General features: G+C 65.9%; 15 protein-coding genes and 1 pseudogene. 9 read left to right on the top strand and 7 right to left on the bottom strand.

The window, feature by feature from the left end; all coding sequences use genetic code 11:
- Positions 1-13: 13 nt before the first annotated feature.
- Positions 14-1,663 carry an acyl-CoA synthetase gene (locus A5764_RS00870; protein WP_067107068.1) on the bottom strand — a complete coding sequence of 550 codons (1,650 nt, stop codon included), beginning with the start codon at positions 1,661-1,663 and terminating at the stop codon, positions 14-16.
- A gap of 64 nt (positions 1,664-1,727) precedes the next feature.
- Between A5764_RS00870 and A5764_RS00865 the strand changes: the two genes are divergently transcribed.
- Both A5764_RS00865 and A5764_RS00860 read left to right on the top strand, forming a co-directional pair.
- Positions 1,728-2,540: a crotonase/enoyl-CoA hydratase family protein gene (locus A5764_RS00865; protein WP_067107568.1), complete on the top strand. Its 813-nt coding sequence runs from the start codon at positions 1,728-1,730 to the stop codon at positions 2,538-2,540.
- Positions 2,541-2,646: 106 nt separating this feature from the next.
- Positions 2,647-3,486, top strand: a pseudogene (locus A5764_RS00860) (type IV toxin-antitoxin system AbiEi family antitoxin).
- A gap of 64 nt (positions 3,487-3,550) precedes the next feature.
- Here A5764_RS00860 and A5764_RS00855 read toward each other — a convergent pair.
- The 3 genes from A5764_RS00855 to A5764_RS00845 are packed head-to-tail and all read right to left on the bottom strand — an operon-like array spanning position 3,551 to position 6,541.
- Entirely contained in the window at positions 3,551-4,753 is a 1,203-nt protein-coding gene (locus A5764_RS00855; RefSeq protein ID WP_067107064.1) for a cytochrome P450, read from the bottom strand.
- A complete protein-coding gene (locus tag A5764_RS00850) occupies positions 4,750-5,466 on the bottom strand; it encodes an acetoacetate decarboxylase family protein (RefSeq protein ID WP_067107061.1) in 717 nt (238 codons plus the stop codon). The genes A5764_RS00855 and A5764_RS00850 overlap by 4 nt, the downstream gene beginning before the upstream one ends.
- A 43-nt stretch (positions 5,467-5,509) precedes the next feature.
- Positions 5,510-6,541, bottom strand: coding sequence for an LLM class F420-dependent oxidoreductase (locus A5764_RS00845; protein ID WP_067107058.1), 1,032 nt, complete (start codon positions 6,539-6,541; stop codon positions 5,510-5,512).
- A gap of 61 nt (positions 6,542-6,602) precedes the next feature.
- Between A5764_RS00845 and A5764_RS00840 the strand changes: the two genes are divergently transcribed.
- Genes A5764_RS00840 through A5764_RS00825 form a run of 4 tightly spaced genes read left to right on the top strand, consistent with a single transcriptional unit; the run spans position 6,603 to position 10,295 of the window.
- Entirely contained in the window at positions 6,603-7,595 is a 993-nt protein-coding gene (locus A5764_RS00840; RefSeq protein ID WP_067107055.1) for a Zn-ribbon domain-containing OB-fold protein, read from the top strand.
- A gap of 14 nt (positions 7,596-7,609) precedes the next feature.
- On the top strand, positions 7,610-8,674 hold the full coding sequence (locus tag A5764_RS00835; protein WP_067107052.1) for a thiolase domain-containing protein: 1,065 nt from the start codon (positions 7,610-7,612) through the stop codon (positions 8,672-8,674).
- Positions 8,674-9,867 carry a thiolase domain-containing protein gene (locus tag A5764_RS00830; RefSeq protein WP_067107050.1) on the top strand — a complete coding sequence of 398 codons (1,194 nt, stop codon included), beginning with the start codon at positions 8,674-8,676 and terminating at the stop codon, positions 9,865-9,867. The genes A5764_RS00835 and A5764_RS00830 overlap by 1 nt, the downstream gene beginning before the upstream one ends.
- Positions 9,864-10,295 carry a nuclear transport factor 2 family protein gene (locus A5764_RS00825; RefSeq protein WP_067107047.1) on the top strand — a complete coding sequence of 144 codons (432 nt, stop codon included), beginning with the start codon at positions 9,864-9,866 and terminating at the stop codon, positions 10,293-10,295. The genes A5764_RS00830 and A5764_RS00825 overlap by 4 nt, the downstream gene beginning before the upstream one ends.
- Before the next feature lie 180 nt (positions 10,296-10,475).
- Here A5764_RS00825 and A5764_RS00820 read toward each other — a convergent pair whose 3' ends face one another.
- On the bottom strand, positions 10,476-11,000 hold the full coding sequence (locus tag A5764_RS00820; RefSeq protein WP_067107045.1) for a gamma carbonic anhydrase family protein: 525 nt from the start codon (positions 10,998-11,000) through the stop codon (positions 10,476-10,478).
- Between the two features lie 122 nt (positions 11,001-11,122).
- On the opposite strand from A5764_RS00820, the gene A5764_RS00815 reads away from it, so the two are divergent.
- Both A5764_RS00815 and A5764_RS00810 read left to right on the top strand, forming a co-directional pair.
- Positions 11,123-12,298, top strand: coding sequence for a Rieske 2Fe-2S domain-containing protein (locus tag A5764_RS00815; RefSeq protein WP_067107042.1), 1,176 nt, complete (start codon positions 11,123-11,125; stop codon positions 12,296-12,298).
- 4 nt (positions 12,299-12,302) lie between these two features.
- Positions 12,303-12,755, top strand: a complete 453-nt coding sequence (locus A5764_RS00810) for a hypothetical protein (RefSeq protein WP_067107039.1) — start codon at positions 12,303-12,305, stop codon at positions 12,753-12,755.
- Position 12,756: 1 nt separating this feature from the next.
- On the opposite strand, the gene A5764_RS00805 is transcribed toward A5764_RS00810, so the two are convergent.
- Positions 12,757-13,332 carry a TetR/AcrR family transcriptional regulator gene (locus A5764_RS00805; protein ID WP_067107036.1) on the bottom strand — a complete coding sequence of 192 codons (576 nt, stop codon included), beginning with the start codon at positions 13,330-13,332 and terminating at the stop codon, positions 12,757-12,759.
- Positions 13,333-13,394: 62 nt separating this feature from the next.
- Here A5764_RS00805 and A5764_RS00800 point away from each other — a divergent pair, with 62 nt between their 5' ends.
- On the top strand, positions 13,395-13,727 hold the full coding sequence (locus A5764_RS00800) for a hypothetical protein (protein WP_231989564.1): 333 nt from the start codon (positions 13,395-13,397) through the stop codon (positions 13,725-13,727).
- Here the strand turns inward: A5764_RS00800 and A5764_RS00795 are convergent, their stop codons facing one another.
- A complete protein-coding gene (locus tag A5764_RS00795) occupies positions 13,728-14,873 on the bottom strand; it encodes a sulfotransferase (protein ID WP_067107033.1) in 1,146 nt (381 codons plus the stop codon).
- Between the last annotated feature and the right edge of the window lie 35 nt (positions 14,874-14,908).

The raw sequence follows: 14,908 nt of genomic DNA, 5'->3' as shown, positions 1-14,908 counted from the left end.
CGACGATAGCGCTCTACGTTGTCACATGGCTGGCGTGCACATCGTCGGCTGGCCGCGCCTCGGTCTGCTCCTTGGCCCAGCGGTAGTCGGGTTTGCCTGCGGGCGAACGCTTTACCTCGTCAACCAGCCAAAGGCTGCGCGGCACTTTGTATCCCGCGATCTCGGAGCGCACGAAACTGTCCAGCTCGGCCAACGTGGGCCGGCACCCCGGCCGGGGCTGCACGACGGCCGCCACACACTGGCCGTACCGCGCATCGGGCACCCCGACCACCAGGGCGTCGAAGACGTCGGGATGGCCCTTCAGCGCCCCCTCGACCTCCTCGGGGTAGATCTTCTCGCCACCGCTGTTGATCGACACCGAGCCGCGGCCGAGCATCGTGACGGTGCCGTCCTCCTCGACCAGAGCCCAGTCCCCCGGAATGGCATACCGCACACCGTTGATCGTCCGGAACGTCTCGGCGGTCTTCTTCTCGTCCTTGTAGTAACCGACCGGGATGTTGCCCTTCTTGGCGATGAAGCCGCGCACCCCCGAACCGGGCTTCACCTCGTTGCCGAGCTCGTCGAGTACGACGGTGCGGTGGTCGATCGTCACGCGCGGGCCACCGCCGTGCGGCGCGTTCGCGGCGACGATGCTGGTGCCACCAAACCCGGTCTCCGAGGAGCCAATTGAATCCGTGATCACGCGATTGGGCAGCAGCTCGAGGAGCTTCTCCTTGATGCTCGGCGAGAACAGCGCGGCGGTGCTGGCAAGCAGGTACAGCGACGACAGGTCGTAATCGTTGTCCTTGTTGAGCGCGTCGAGCAGCGGTCGGGCCATGGCGTCGCCGGTGAAGAACAGCAAATTCACCTTGTGGTCGTGGATCGTGCGCCACACCTCGTCGGCGTTGAATTCCGGTGCCAGCACGGTGGTTTGGCCCGAGAAGAGCGACATCCAGGTCGCCGACTGCGTGGCGCCATGGATCATCGGGGGAATCGGGTAGCGGACCATCGGCGGGTTGGCGGCGGCGGCCTTGGCCAAGTCGTACTCGTCCTTGACGAATTCTCCCGTGGCAAAGTCGGTTCCGCCGAACAGCACCCGGTAGATGTCCTCGTGGCGCCACATCACCCCCTTGGGGAAACCGGTGGTGCCGCCGGTGTAGAGCAGGTAGATGTCGTCGGCGCTGCGCTCGCCGAAGTCGCGCTCGGGCGCCCCCTGCGCGATCGCCGAGTAGAACTCGACGCCGCCGTAGCGCGAATAGTCGCTGGAGGCACCGTCGCTACCGTCCTCGACGACCAGGACCGTCTTGACGTGGGGCGTGTCGGGCAGCACGTTGGCGACGCGGTCCGAGTACTGACGCTCGTGGACCAGCGCGACCATGTCCGAGTTGTCGAACAAGTAGCGAAGCTCGCCCTCGACATAGCGGTAGTTGACGTTCACCAGGATGGCCCCGGCCTTGACGATGCCCAGCATCGCGATGACGATCTCGATGCGGTTGCGGCAGTACAGGCCGACCTTGTCGTCCTTGCGCACGCCCCGATCGATCAGGTAGTGCGCGAGGCGGTTAGCCTTCTCCTCCAGTTCGGCGTAGGTCAGCTTCTCGTCGCCGCAGATGAGGGCAACACGGTCAGGCACAGCATCGATGGCGTGCTCGGCGAGGTCGGCAATATTCAGGGCCACGGCCACCAAATTAGAACGTGTTACATTTCTTGACAAGCTCACCCCCAACGTGGACCGAAAGGCGGTAGCCGTGGCTGAGGCCCCAGCAAACGAACCAACCGGACCTGACGCCCTGGTGGAGCAGCGTGGTCACACCCTGATCGTCACGCTGAACCGGCCGCACGCCCGCAACGCCCTGAGCACCGAAATGATGGAAATCATGGTGCAGGCGTGGGACCGCGTCGACAACGATCCCGACATCCGCTGCTGCATCCTCACCGGGGCCGGTGGCTACTTTTGCGCGGGCATGGATCTCAAGGCGGCAACCAAGAAGCCGCCGGGCGAGTCGTTCAAGGACGGTAGCTACGACCCGTCACGTATCGACGCTCTGCTGAAGGGTCGACGGCTGACGAAGCCGCTGATCGCGGCCGTCGAGGGGCCCGCCATCGCCGGCGGCACCGAGATCCTGCAGGGCACCGACATCCGGGTCGCCGGCGAGAGCGCCAAGTTCGGCATCTCGGAAGCCAAGTGGAGCCTGTATCCGATGGGCGGTTCGGCCGTGCGGCTGGTGCGCCAGATTCCCTACACCGTGGCGTGCGACCTGCTGCTGACGGGCCGGCACATCACCGCCGCCGAGGCCAAGGAGATGGGCCTGATCGGCTACATCGTCCCCGACGGTCAGGCGCTGGCGAAGGCGCTGGAGATTGCCGAGGTGATCGAGAACAACGGCCCGCTGGCGGTGCAGGCCATCCTGCGGGCGATCCGCGAAACCGAGGGCCTCAACGAGAACGACGCCTTCAAGATCGACACCCAGATCGGCATCAAGGTGTTCCTGTCCGACGACGCCAAGGAAGGGCCGCGCGCGTTCGCCGAGAAGCGCAAGCCCAACTTCCAGAACCGCTGACGCTCTCATTCGCGCCGAGCGTGAAGCTGTTGCGAGGTTTCGGCCATTTTTTCGCGGCAGTTTCACACTCGGCGAGGTGTCGGTCCTGCCCGGCACACTCCCGCCCATGGGAGAGCCGTTCATAGGTAGCGAGGCCGCCGCATCCCGCCGTGCGACACCGTATGCCCTGCGCAGCAGGTTCGTGGCGATCCACCGCGACGTCTACGTACCCCGCGGCACCGAGATAACTGCCGCGGTGCGTGCCGAGGCGGCGTGGTTGTGGTCGCGGCGGCGCGGCGTCGTCGCGGGCCGCTCGGCCGCGGCGCTGCACGGCGCAAAGTGGATCAATGGAAAGGCACCGGCCGAACTCATCTACCAAAATCGCCACGCGCCCAGGATGATCCGCACCTGGGCTGATCGCATCGCGGACGACGAGGTTGCGATGGTCCACGGGATGCCGGTGACGACGCCGGCCCGCACCGCACTCGACCTGGCGTCGCGGTATCCCATCGACAGGGCGGTCGCTCTGATTGATTCCCTCGCCCGAGCGACTCACCTCAAGATGGCCGATATCGAGCTACTTGCCGAGCGCTACAAGGGACGCCGAGGCATCCGACGGGCGCTCAGCATGCTGGACCTCGTCGACGCCGGTGCGGAGTCACCCCGCGAAACCTGACTGCGCCTATTGCTCATTCGGGGTGGCTTTCCGCGGCCGCGCACGCAGATTCCGGTGCGCGACCAATACGGCCAGCTGGTCGCAGTCCTCGACATGGGCTGGGAGGACGTGAAGATTGCGGCGGACTACGAGGGCGATCAGCACCGCACCGACCGCCGGCGATTCAATAGGGACATCAGGCGCGCCGAGGCGCTCGCAGAGTTGGGCTGGATCGACGTCCGGATCACGGCCGAAGACACTGCGGGTGGAATCATCGGCCGGGTATCAGCGGCGTGGGAACGCCGAATGTGAAACTGTCGCGAGGTTTTCGCTGTTTTCTCGCAACAGTTTCACGCTCGACGCGAAGCCAAGCCATCTAGCCCAGCGGTGCGCTCGGGGTAAAGGCGACTGGCATTTTCTCCAGGCCGGATACGAAGTTGGCCGGCCTCAGCGGCAGCTCGTCGTCCGACGCCAGTCGCAGATCCGGCAGACGCTGCAGCAGGCGGGTTTGCATGATCGACAGCTCCAGCCGGGCGAGCTGGTTGCCCAGGCAGAAGTGCGTTCCGAAGCCGAACGCGAGGTGGTTGTTCGGGTAGCGCTCGATGTCGAAGCTTTCCGGATCCTCGAAGACCTTCTCGTCGAAGTTCGCCGACTCGAACAGCAGGATCATCTTTTCGCCCTGGCGCAGGCGGGCGCCGTGGAATTCGGTGTCGGCGGTGATCGTGCGCGCCATGTTCTTCACCGGCGCGGTCCAGCGCAGCATCTCTTCGATCGCGTTGGGCAGCAATCCCAGGTCGTTGACTAGCCGCCGGTGCTGATCGGGGTGCTGCAGCAGCTGCCTGGTTCCGCCGGACAGCGTGTGACGCGTGGTCTCGTCGCCGCCGATGAGCAGCAGCAGGACCTCGGTGACGATCTGGTGGTCCTCCAGGCGCGAACCCTCGACCTCCGCGTGCACGAGGACGCTGACCAGGTCGTCGGTCGGTTCCTCCTTACGCGCCGTGATCATCCCCATCATGTATTCGCTGTAGGCGGCGAAGGCATCCATGGTGATCTGGAAATCCTCTTGAGCCGCAGTGCTGCTCAAGAAGCTGACGAGATCGTCGGACCACTTGAGGAACATCTTGCGTTCCTCCGGACGCACACCAAGCATGTCGCCGATGACCGCCATCGGCAGCGGCGCGGCGAGGTCCCACACGAAGTCGCATTGGCCGCGTTCGCACACCGCGTCGATCAGCGTGTCACACAACGCAGCGATCTTCGCCTCCTGGTCCTTCACCCGCTTGCGGGTGAAACCGGAGTTGACGAGCTTGCGGCGCAACAGATGTTGGGGATCGTCCATCTCGATCATCATCTCGACCCCGTCTTGGTCGGGTCGGATGCCGCCGGCATTCGAGAACAGCTCGGGGTTGCGCTCGGCGTCGATGACGGCCTGATAGGTCGACGCGGCGGCCAATCCGTTGCGGTCTCGAAACACCGGCTCGTTCTCCCGCATCCAGCGGTAGACGGCGCGGGAGTCGCCCGCGTAGAACGCGCCGTCGGTCAGATCCACGTCGGGCCTGGTCACTGAAGTCACCGTCATGAGATCTCCTGGGCGTCGCCGAATGTCATTTGCACGTTCTCAACCGAACTGGACAACATCGCGCGCTTCGGAAGGCCAAGCGACGCCAGCTCTTTCGCGTAGGGGTGGTCACCGAGCCGGATGCGGACCCCGCCGAAGCGAGTGCGCACACCGTCGAGCGTGTGCTCGAAGGAGGTCTCGCGCGTGACGCCGTCACGGTGCGAGTAGGTGCGCTGCTCTTGGTGGCGCGGGGTCAGCCGGAACGGCAGGCCGCGGCCGAATTCCATGTCGACCACCAGTTGCCCGTCGACCGTGCAGTCGAAACCGAACTGACGGCCGTCCCGAACGGTGAAGTCCGCCATGACCTTTGGGTATCCCCAGATCTTGGTCCCGGCCTCCAGGGTGAACGGCTGGTCGACGGGCAGGTGGTGGATGAACGCGCCGGCCGACTGCAGCGCGCGCGGGCCGCCGGCCTTCGAACCCGGCGGGTTGACCATCACGCTGGTACCGAATTCGTGGTACTGGCCCAGGTCGCCGTCGATGTAGTGCATCAACATCAGGACCACGATCGCACGCCCGGGGAGGTAGCGGCAGACCTGCAGGCCGCTGTAGTCGATCATCCGCTGCGCGGCGTCGGCGTCGACGGAAAACATCGCCATGTGCTGATTCGCCTGGCGAATCCGCACCGGCATCGTCAATACCGTGCCCGCGATCGTATGCTGCGAGGCTGTCATCCGGCCAATCTAGAACCCGTTCTATTGGTCCGGCAAGCCCCGCCTAGATGAGTGCGGCGACCTCACGGACCTGCTCCGGGCTGCGGCCGGAAACCACCATCATGGTCACGCCGGCGGCCTCCCACACCTTGATTTGCTTACGCACGTAGTCCACGTCGCCCACGATCGCGGCGTCGTCGACCAGCTCGTCGGGGATGACCGTGGCCGCCTTGTCCTTCTGGTTGCTGCGGAAAAGTGTCGTCACGTCGTCGACGACCTCGGCATAGCCCATCCGGCGGTAGACGTCGGCGTGGAAATTGGTGTCTTCTGCGCCCATGCCGCCCATGTAGAGCGCCAGATAGGGCTTCATGGCCGCGAAGGCGGCGCTGCGGTCGTCGGTGATGACGATGTTGGCCGTCGCGCAGATCTCGAAGTCCTCGCGGCCGCGGCGCGCCCCGGGCCGGGCGAAACCCTCGTCGAGCCATTCGTTATAGGTGTCGGCCATCCGCGGCGTGTAGAAGATGGGCAGCCAGCCGTCGCAGATCTCGGCCGCCAGCGCGACGTTCTTGGGGCCCTCGGCGCCCAGCATGATCGGGATGTCGGCGCGCAACGGGTGGGTGATGGGCTTCAACGCCTTGCCCAGGCCGGTGGTCTCAGACCCCGTCAGGGGCAGGGGGTAGTGCGGTCCAGAACTGGTCACCGGCGCCTCCCGGGCCCACACCTGCCGCAGGATGTCGATGTACTCACGGGTGCGCGCCAGCGGCTTGGGGAACCGCTGGCCGTACCAGCCCTCGACCACCTGCGGGCCGGACACGCCCAGCCCCAGGATGTGCCGGCCCCCGCTCAAGTGATCCAGCGTCAGCGCGGCCATCGCGCACGCCGTCGGAGTGCGCGCCGACAGCTGCACGACCGACGTGCCCAGCCGCACCCGCTGCGTCGACGAACCCAGCCAGGCAAGCGGGGTGTACGCGTCGGATCCCCACGCCTCGGCGGTGAACACGGCGTCGAACCCGGCTTCCTCGGCCGCGGCGACCAGCTCGCCCGCGTTGCCCGGCGGTTGAGCGCCCCAATACCCCAGCTGCAGCCCTAGCTTCATCGCCTCTGCCCTTCCCGACCCAGTGTTGAAACGAAACTTAGAACCTGTTCTACTCGAAGGCGTGACAGCCAGTTCGAGCAGCCCATCCCTGATCGACCACCCTGAGCCACCACTTTCCGCGCCGCTGACGTTGTCGTTCGACTACACCCGTTCGGTTGGCCCGACGCTCGGCCAGTTCTTCACCGCCTTGCGTGAACGCCGCATCCTGGGGGTGCGCGGATCGGATCGCCGGGTGCACGTCCCGCCGGCGGAATATGACCCGGTTACCTATGAACCGCTGGGCGAGATGGTACCGGTGTCGGCCGTGGGCACCGTCGCGTCCTGGACGTGGCAGCCCGAGCCGCTGGAGGGGCAGCCGCTGGACCGGCCTTTCGCCTGGGCGCTGATCAAGCTGGACGGCGCGGACACGCTGCTGATGCACGCGGTGGATGCCGGCGAACCAGACGCGGTTCGCACCGGCACGCGGGTGCACGTGCACTGGGCCGACGAGACCGTCGGCGCCATCACCGACATCGCCTACTTCGAACTGGGTGACGAGCCCGAACCGGTCCCCCAGCCGTCGGGCGACCAAGAGCCGGTCACCATGATCGTCACCCCGATCGAGATGACGATTCAGCACACCGCCTCGCACGAGGAGAGCGCCTACCTGCGGGCCATCGCCGAGGGCAAGTTGCTCGGCGCACGGACCGGCAAGAACGGAAAGGTGTACTTCCCGCCGCACGGCGCCGACCCGGCCACCGGCCAGCCGACCACCGAGTTCGTCGAGCTGCCCGACAAGGGCACGGTGACGACGTTCGCGATCATCAACATCCCATTCCAGGGGCAGCGCATCAAGCCGCCGTACGTGGCCGCCTATGTGCTGCTCGACGGCGCCGACATTCCCTTCTTGCACCTGGTCGCCGACATCGACGCCCACGAGGTGCGGATGGGGATGCGGGTCGAGGCGGTGTGGAAACCTCGCGACCAGTGGGGTTTTGGCATCGATAACATCGAGTACTTCCGGCCGACCGGGGAACCCGACGCCGAGTACGACACCTACAAGCACCACCTGTAAAGGGCCTACTTGCAATGAGCGCTCGCAACATTGCGGTCGTCGGCTTTGCCCACGCGCCGCATGTCCGCCGCACCGACGGCACCACCAACGGCGTCGAGATGTTGATGCCGTGCTTCGCGCAGCTGTATGAGGACCTGGGCATCACGAAGGCCGACATCGGCTTCTGGTGTTCGGGGTCGTCCGATTACCTTGCCGGACGGGCGTTTTCGTTCATCTCGGCCATCGACTCGATCGGTGCCGTCCCCCCGATAAACGAATCGCACGTCGAGATGGACGCGGCGTGGGCCCTTTACGAGGCCTACATCAAGATCCTGACCGGCGAGGTCGACACCGCGCTGGTGTACGGCTTCGGGAAGTCCTCGGCCGGAGTCCTGCGTCGCGTCCTGTCGCGGCAGACCGACCCCTACACGGTCGCGCCGCTGTGGCCGGACTCGGTGTCGATGGCTGGACTGCAGGCCCGCATGGGACTCGAATCCGGCAAGTGGAGCTTCGAGCACATGGCGCGCGTCGCGTTCGAGTCGCTTGCCAACGCCCCCCGGGTGGACGCCGAGCCGCCGGCGGTCAGCATGGACGATCTGCTCGAGCGGCCGTTCTTCGCCGACCCGCTGCGGCGCCACGACATCGCACCGATCACCGACGGGGCAGCCGCGATCGTGCTCGCCGCCGATGACCGCGCTCGCGAATTGCGCGAAAATCCGGCCTGGATCACCGGTATCGAACACCGCATCGAGTCGCCATCGCTGGGTGTACGCGACCTCACCGAGTCACCGTCGACCACGGCGGCGACCAAGGCGGCCACCGGCGGGTACATCCGCAACCTCGACGTGGCTGAGATTCACGCGCCCTTCAGCCATCAGCATCTGATCATCGCGGAGGCCATCCGGATACCCGGGGCGACGAGAGTCAATCCGTCCGGCGGCACGCTGGCGGCCAACCCCATGTTCGTCGCCGGGCTCGAGCGCATCGGATTTGCGGCACAACACATCTGGGACGGTTCGGCCGAGCGGGTGCTGGCGCACGCCACCAGCGGTCCCGCCCTGCAGCAGAACCTGGTTGCGGTCATGGAAGGGAAGAACTGATGGCCGGCGCAGGGGCAAACCTAGCCGCGGTACTCGGTACCGGGCAGACAAAGTATGTGACCAAGCGCCACGACGTTTCGATGAACGGACTGGTGCGAGAGTCCATCGACCGGGCGCTGGAGGACTCCGGTTCCACCTTCGACGACATTGACGCCGTCGTGGTGGGCAAGGCGCCCGACTTCTTCGAGGGCGTCATGATGCCCGAGCTGTTCATGGCCGACGCGATGGGAGCCACCGGCAAGCCGCTGATCCGGGTGCACACCGCGGGGTCGGTGGGCGGCTCCACCGGGGTGGTGGCCGCCAGCCTGGTGCAGTCCGGAAAATACCGGCGCGTGCTGGCGATGGCCTGGGAGAAGCAGTCGGAGTCAAACGCCATGTGGGCGTTGTCGATTCCGATCCCCTTCATCAAGCCCGTCGGTGCCGGTGCGGGCGGCTATTTCGCACCGCACGTGCGGTCGTACATCCGCCGCTCGGGCGCACCGTTGAACATCGGCGCCATGGTCGCTGTCAAGGACCGGCTCAACGGGGCCCGCAACCCGCTGGCGCACCTGCACCAGCCCGACATCACCCTGGAGAAGGTGATGGACTCCCCCATGCTGTGGGACCCGATCCGCTACGACGAGACGTGCCCATCCTCCGACGGCGCGGCGGCGGTGGTCATCGGCAACGAGGAGATCGCCGAAGCCCAGCTGGCGCAAGACAATCCGGTGGCGTGGATCCATGCCACCGCGCTGCGCACCGAGCCGCTGCAGTTCTCGGGCCGTGACCAGGTCAGCCCGCGGGCCGGACGCGACGCGGCCGCCGCGCTGTGGAAGGCGGCCGGCATCACCAGCCCGATCGACGAGATCGATGCCGCCGAAATCTACGTGCCGTTCTCCTGGTTCGAGCCGATGTGGTTGGAAAACCTCGGATTTGCCCCCGAGGGCGAGGGCTGGAAGCTCACCGAGGCCGGCGAGACGGCGATCGGCGGACGGCTACCGGTGAACCCGTCGGGCGGCGTGCTGTCGTCCAACCCGATCGGGGCGTCGGGCCTGATTCGCTTCGCCGAGGCGGCGATCCAGGTGATGGGCAAGGGCGGCGACCACCAGGTGCCGGGCGCGCGAAAGGCGTTGGGGCATGCCTATGGCGGGGGTTCGCAGTACTACTCCATGTGGGTGGTCGGCGCGGACAAGCCCGAAACGGTCCCGGCATGACCGGCGTTCAGAGCAAGACCAAGCACCCCGCCCACGAGGCCGGTCGCCGCTCCCGCGAGGCCGTCATCGCCCGGGACAAGGAGGCGTGGCTGTCGGTGTTCGCCGACGGCGCCATCGTGGAGGACCCTATCGGGCCGTCGGCTTTCGACCCCGAGGGCACGGGGCACCGGGGCCGCGACGCGATCTCGGCGTTCTGGGACAAGGCCATCGCCCCCACCGACAAGATCGAGTTCGTGTTCCGCGACACCTACCAATGCGGCAACGAGGAGGCCAACGTCGGCCACATCCTCATCACCACGGGCGATTATCAGATCACCGCCGAAGGCGTGTTCACCTACAAGGCCAACGACGAGGGCCAGATGGTCGCCCTGCGCGCGTACTGGGAGATGGACCGCGCCGCCGCTAGCGCCAAGAAGGTCTCGGGCTAAACCACCGGCTCACTGTGCAATTCACGGCGCGACACGCCGATTGAGCGTCACAGAGTTCACGCTCGTCGACCTCCGATGTCACGCTTATCCCTGTGTCTGACAAGCACGTCGTTCTCATCCACGGTGCATGGAGCCGCGGGGAGCAGTGGGCCTCCGCCCGGGTCCAAACGCCGACGCCCGCTAAATCGGCTCCAGCCCGGCCATGTGCCGCTGCGCCAGATCGCGGTACGCCTGCGGGTTGACGTTGATCCACATTTCCGCGCCGGTCCCCGCGATCGGGCCCTTCACCTGCGCCGGTGACCCGACCGCCAGCACCCCCGCCGGAATCTGGGTGCCGGCCGTCACGAGCGAGTGCGCGGCAACCAGGCTGCGCGCCCCGATCACCGCGCCGTCGAGCACCGTTGCATGGTTGGCGATCAAAGCCTCAGGCCCGACGTGGACCCCGTGGATGACGCACATGTGCGCCACCGTCGCACCGGGTCCGATGTCGACCGGAATGCCGGGCGGCGCGTGCAACACCGAGCCGTCCTGAATGTTGGCGCCTTCGCGCACCACGATCGGCCCGTAGTCGCCGCGCAGCACGGCGTTGAACCACACCGATGCGCCCGCCTCCACGGTGACGTCGCCGATCAGCGTCGCGGTCGGGGCCACGAACGCGCTGGGATCGATGTGCGGCGACCGACCCTCGAAAGCAAACAGCGGCATCGCCTAGGTATACACCGAGCGCAGGTTCATCGCGGGATATCCCATGGCCAGGCAAGCCTTCGTTGCGCCAGCCGGGCCCAAAACTGTAACGTGTTCTAATTAGGACGAGCTGGAGGTGACAGGTGAGTACCGACACCAACGCGGTCGGCATCCGGGAAATCGATTCCGGCACCTTGCCGACAAGGTACGCGCGCGGCTGGCACTGCCTCGGCGTCGCGAAGGACTTCCAAGACGGAAAGCCGCACGCCGTGCAGGCGTTCGGCACCAAGCTGGTGGTATTCGCCGACTCCCACGGGGACATCAAGGTGCTCGACGGCTACTGCCGGCACATGGGCGGTGACCTGTCCATGGGCACCATCAAGGGCGACGAGGTCGCCTGCCCGTTCCACGACTGGCGTTGGGGCGGCGACGGCCGTTGCAAGCTGGTGCCGTACGCCAAGCGCACCCCCAAGACGGCCCGCACCCGGTCGTGGACCACGGACGTGCGCAGCGGACTGCTGTTCGTCTGGCACGACCACGAGGGCAATCCGCCGGATCCCGCGGTGAGGATCCCCGAGCTTGCCGAAGCCAGCAGCGACGAATGGACCGACTGGCGGTGGAACAGCATCCTCATCGAGGGGTCCAACTGCCGCGACATCATCGACAACGTCACCGACATGGCGCACTTCTTCTACATCCATTTCGGGTTGCCGACATACTTCAAGAACGTCTTCGAGGGCCACATCGCCTCGCAATACCTGCACAACGTGGGCCGGCCCGACGTCAATGACCTGGGCACCTCGTACGGTGAGGCGCACCTGGATTCGGAAGCGTCGTACTTCGGGCCGTCGTTCATGATCAACTGGCTGCACAATCGCTACGGCGACTACAAGGCCGAGTCGATCCTGATCAACTGCCACTACCCGGTCACGCAGAACTCCTTCATGTTGCAGTGGGGCGTGATTGTCGAAAAGCCCAAGGGCATGGACGAAAAGATGACCGACAAGCTGTCGCGGGTCTTCACCGAAGGTGTCAGCAAGGGCTTCCTGCAGGACGTCGAGATCTGGAAGCACAAGACCAGAATCGACAACCCGCTGCTGGTCGAGGAGGACGGCGCCGTCTACCAACTCCGCCGCTGGTATCAGCAGTTCTATGTCGACGTAGCCGACATCCAGCCGGAAATGGTGGAGCGCTTCGAGATTGAGGTCGATACCTCACGCGCCAACGAGTACTGGAACACCGAGGTCGAAGAGAACTTGAAGGCGCGGGAGGACGAGTCCGACCCTAAATCCGAAGGCGTACCCGCCGAACAACACTAGGACCATGCCCGACGATCAGCCAGCGGTGCCCGACGTCGATCGGCTCGCCCGGTCGATGCTGTTGCTGCACGGCGATCACCACGATCACGACGAGCGGCCGGCCGGGGCTGGCAGCGATTCTTGGTCGAAGTCAAGAGATTTCGCCAACGATCCCCAGCGGGCCGCCGCGGTGGCCGAGGCCAGCCGCGCCGACCGTGAGCGCTATCTGACCTCGGGGCTGTTGCCGGTGGATTGCCGGTACTGCCACGTCACGGTCACCGTCAAAAGGCTCGGGCCCGGTCACACCGCGGTGCAGTGGAACTCCGAAGCCGCGCAGCGTTGCGCCTACTTTACCGAAGTCCGCCAGTCCGGCGGGGATACGGCACGTACCCGGGCATGCCCCAAGCTGAGCGACAGCATCGAACACGCGGCCGCCGAGGGCTATCTGGAACACCCGGACGACCCGCACGCCGACTGAGTCAACGCCCCTGGGGCAGTTTGGTTATCGCTTCGAACGCCTCCAGGAACACCACCGCGATGTCGTCGTCTCGGGCGCTCGCCATCGGCTTCTTGTGTAACAGGACGCGCTGCACGCCGATGCCCAAGAGCAGGGCCGTGACCATGTCCGCGCGAATCCTCGCCCGGTCCACAGTGATCCGCTTGGTCAGGTTGCGGGTGAGGCCCTCGTCGATCTGGGCGTTGAGGCGGGCCACCACGGAAGGGTCGCCGCTGGACCGTAACAGCGCGAACAACGGGGCATCGACGTCGCGCCGCGCGGCCAGGACACGGGCGATCAACTGCTCCCCCACTGCATCGTCGGTGGCACCCCGGATTTCCTCGACGTTTTGCGAGACGTCGGTGGCTTCCGTGAAAAGCAGTTGTTTGGAGCCGAAATAGCGACGGACCAGGGTGACGTCGACACCGGCCTTCGCCGCCACCTCACGCAGGCCGATGGCGCTGTAGCCCCGGCTCAAAAACAGTTCCCGGGCCGCGTCCAGCAGCCGTGCCCTGGTGGCTGCGGCGTCGCGGCGCGGTCGCGGCGGATCACCGATCATGCAACCCCTTTCACTTGGTCCACGACTGTAGACATAATCGTCGGGCCGCGCTAGGCTGATCGATGTCTACAACTGCAGACATGGTGTCATACTGGGAGGTCTTCGTGACCGGAATCATGCTCGTCAAACAACGAGTCGCCAGCGTCGACCGGTGGGACGCCGTGTTCCGCGATGCCGATCTCGACGCGATCCGCCGCCAACATGGGCTGGTCGTAACCGGGACCTACGTCGACGGCGATGACCCGAACACCGTCATCGTGGTGATGGACATGGAAAACATCGACGCGGCGCGCCAATTCGCGGCCTCGTCGGAGCTTGCCGCAGCCCGTGAGCGGGCGGGCGCGAACGGACCTCCCGACGGGGTGTGGCTCGGGCCGCACCAAATCAGCGGCTGATCACAGCCCGGCGAACCGCTCCTTCACCGCTTCGACGGTCAGCCCGTAATCGGCAAGCGAATACCTGTGTTTGGGCGCCCGCGCACCGGATTTGCTTTCGGCGTGGCTCTTTTCCATGGCGGCGCGCGCCTCGTCGGTCAGCGTCAGACCGAAGTGCCGGTAGATCTCGGCGACGGTGCCCAACGGATCGGCGATCAGGTCGCGGTAGTCGACGTCGTAGAACTGGGCCGGATCGTATTTGGCCCGCGCGGTGTTGAACCGCTCCAGCCCACGCGACCAGGTATCCATTGAGTCAGCGCCGATTTGGGCGCCGACAAAAGTTGGCGACCAGCCCTCCGAGGTGTGTTGTGCCAGCGAGCACATCGACGCCATGATCGTCTCGACGGGCCGGTGCGTTTGGATCACCAGCGCGTCGGGATAGGTCGCCATCAACGCGTCCAGCGCGAACAGGTGGCTGGGATTCTTCAGCACCCACCGCTTCTCTGTGTCGTTGAGCCCGATCAGTTGCAGGTTCTCGCGGTGCCGGCGATACGACGGCGTCCAGTCCTGCCCCGACAACCACTTTGCGTAACTGGGCAGGTGCGACAGGGTTTCGTAGGACACCGAATGCAGCGATTGCCGCAACAGCTGCCAGCATTCCTCCAGCTCGTATGCGGCCATGAAATGCAGGCCCGTGTAGTCGGGGTTCTCCTGGTGGTGCTGGGTGAATTGCGCATCGAGCTGCCGATACAGCGGGTGGGAGTCCCAGGTCTCCCGGGGCGGACGCGGTTGCGGGAACTCGGCCAGCCACATGTGCAGGCCCTGATGCGCGGGGTCGGCGCCGAGCAGCCGGTGCAGCGCGGTGGTGCCGGTGCGCACCAGGCCGGTGACGAAGATCGGCCGTTCGATGACGACGTCGGCGTGTTGCGGATACTGCTTCCACGACGATTCGGACAGCAACCGCGCCACCAGCGCGCCGCGCAGGAAGAACCGGTTCATCTTGCTGCCCAACACCGTCAGGTTCGCTTCGCGCCGGTAGGAGTCCAGCAGCACCTCGAGCGCCTCGAGGTAGTTGTCGTCGTCGGTGCCGAAATCGTCGAGCCCGGTCAGCTTGGTGGCCGAGGCGTGCAGTTCATCGACTGTACCGACATCGGTGCGATCGGTCATTGTCGCGCCGCCTCCTCCTCATCGCTCCGCTCTGC

Source organism: Mycobacterium sp. 852002-51057_SCH5723018 (assembly GCF_001667035.1).
GTDB lineage: Bacteria > Actinomycetota > Actinomycetes > Mycobacteriales > Mycobacteriaceae > Mycobacterium.
The sequence above is the reverse complement of the archived record's forward strand: the minus strand, read 5'-3'. Positions and strand labels throughout refer to the sequence as shown.

Bases quoted from the DNA above. Each gene is read 5' to 3' on its own strand.
- A5764_RS00855 (WP_067107064.1), bottom strand. From the start codon at position 4,753: ATGACGGTGACTTCAGTGACCAGGCCCGACGTGGATCTGACCGACGGC.
- A5764_RS00850 (WP_067107061.1), bottom strand. From the start codon at position 5,466: ATGACAGCCTCGCAGCATACGATCGCGGGCACGGTATTGACGATGCCG.
- A5764_RS00845 (WP_067107058.1), bottom strand. From the start codon at position 6,541: ATGAAGCTAGGGCTGCAGCTGGGGTATTGGGGCGCTCAACCGCCGGGC.
- A5764_RS00835 (WP_067107052.1), top strand. From the start codon at position 7,610: ATGAGCGCTCGCAACATTGCGGTCGTCGGCTTTGCCCACGCGCCGCAT.
- A5764_RS00830 (WP_067107050.1), top strand. From the start codon at position 8,674: ATGGCCGGCGCAGGGGCAAACCTAGCCGCGGTACTCGGTACCGGGCAG.
- A5764_RS00825 (WP_067107047.1), top strand. From the start codon at position 9,864: ATGACCGGCGTTCAGAGCAAGACCAAGCACCCCGCCCACGAGGCCGGT.
- A5764_RS00820 (WP_067107045.1), bottom strand. From the start codon at position 11,000: ATGCCGCTGTTTGCTTTCGAGGGTCGGTCGCCGCACATCGATCCCAGC.
- A5764_RS00810 (WP_067107039.1), top strand. From the start codon at position 12,303: ATGCCCGACGATCAGCCAGCGGTGCCCGACGTCGATCGGCTCGCCCGG.
- A5764_RS00805 (WP_067107036.1), bottom strand. From the start codon at position 13,332: ATGATCGGTGATCCGCCGCGACCGCGCCGCGACGCCGCAGCCACCAGG.
- A5764_RS00800 (WP_231989564.1), top strand. From the start codon at position 13,395: ATGTCTACAACTGCAGACATGGTGTCATACTGGGAGGTCTTCGTGACC.
- A5764_RS00795 (WP_067107033.1), bottom strand. From the start codon at position 14,873: ATGACCGATCGCACCGATGTCGGTACAGTCGATGAACTGCACGCCTCG.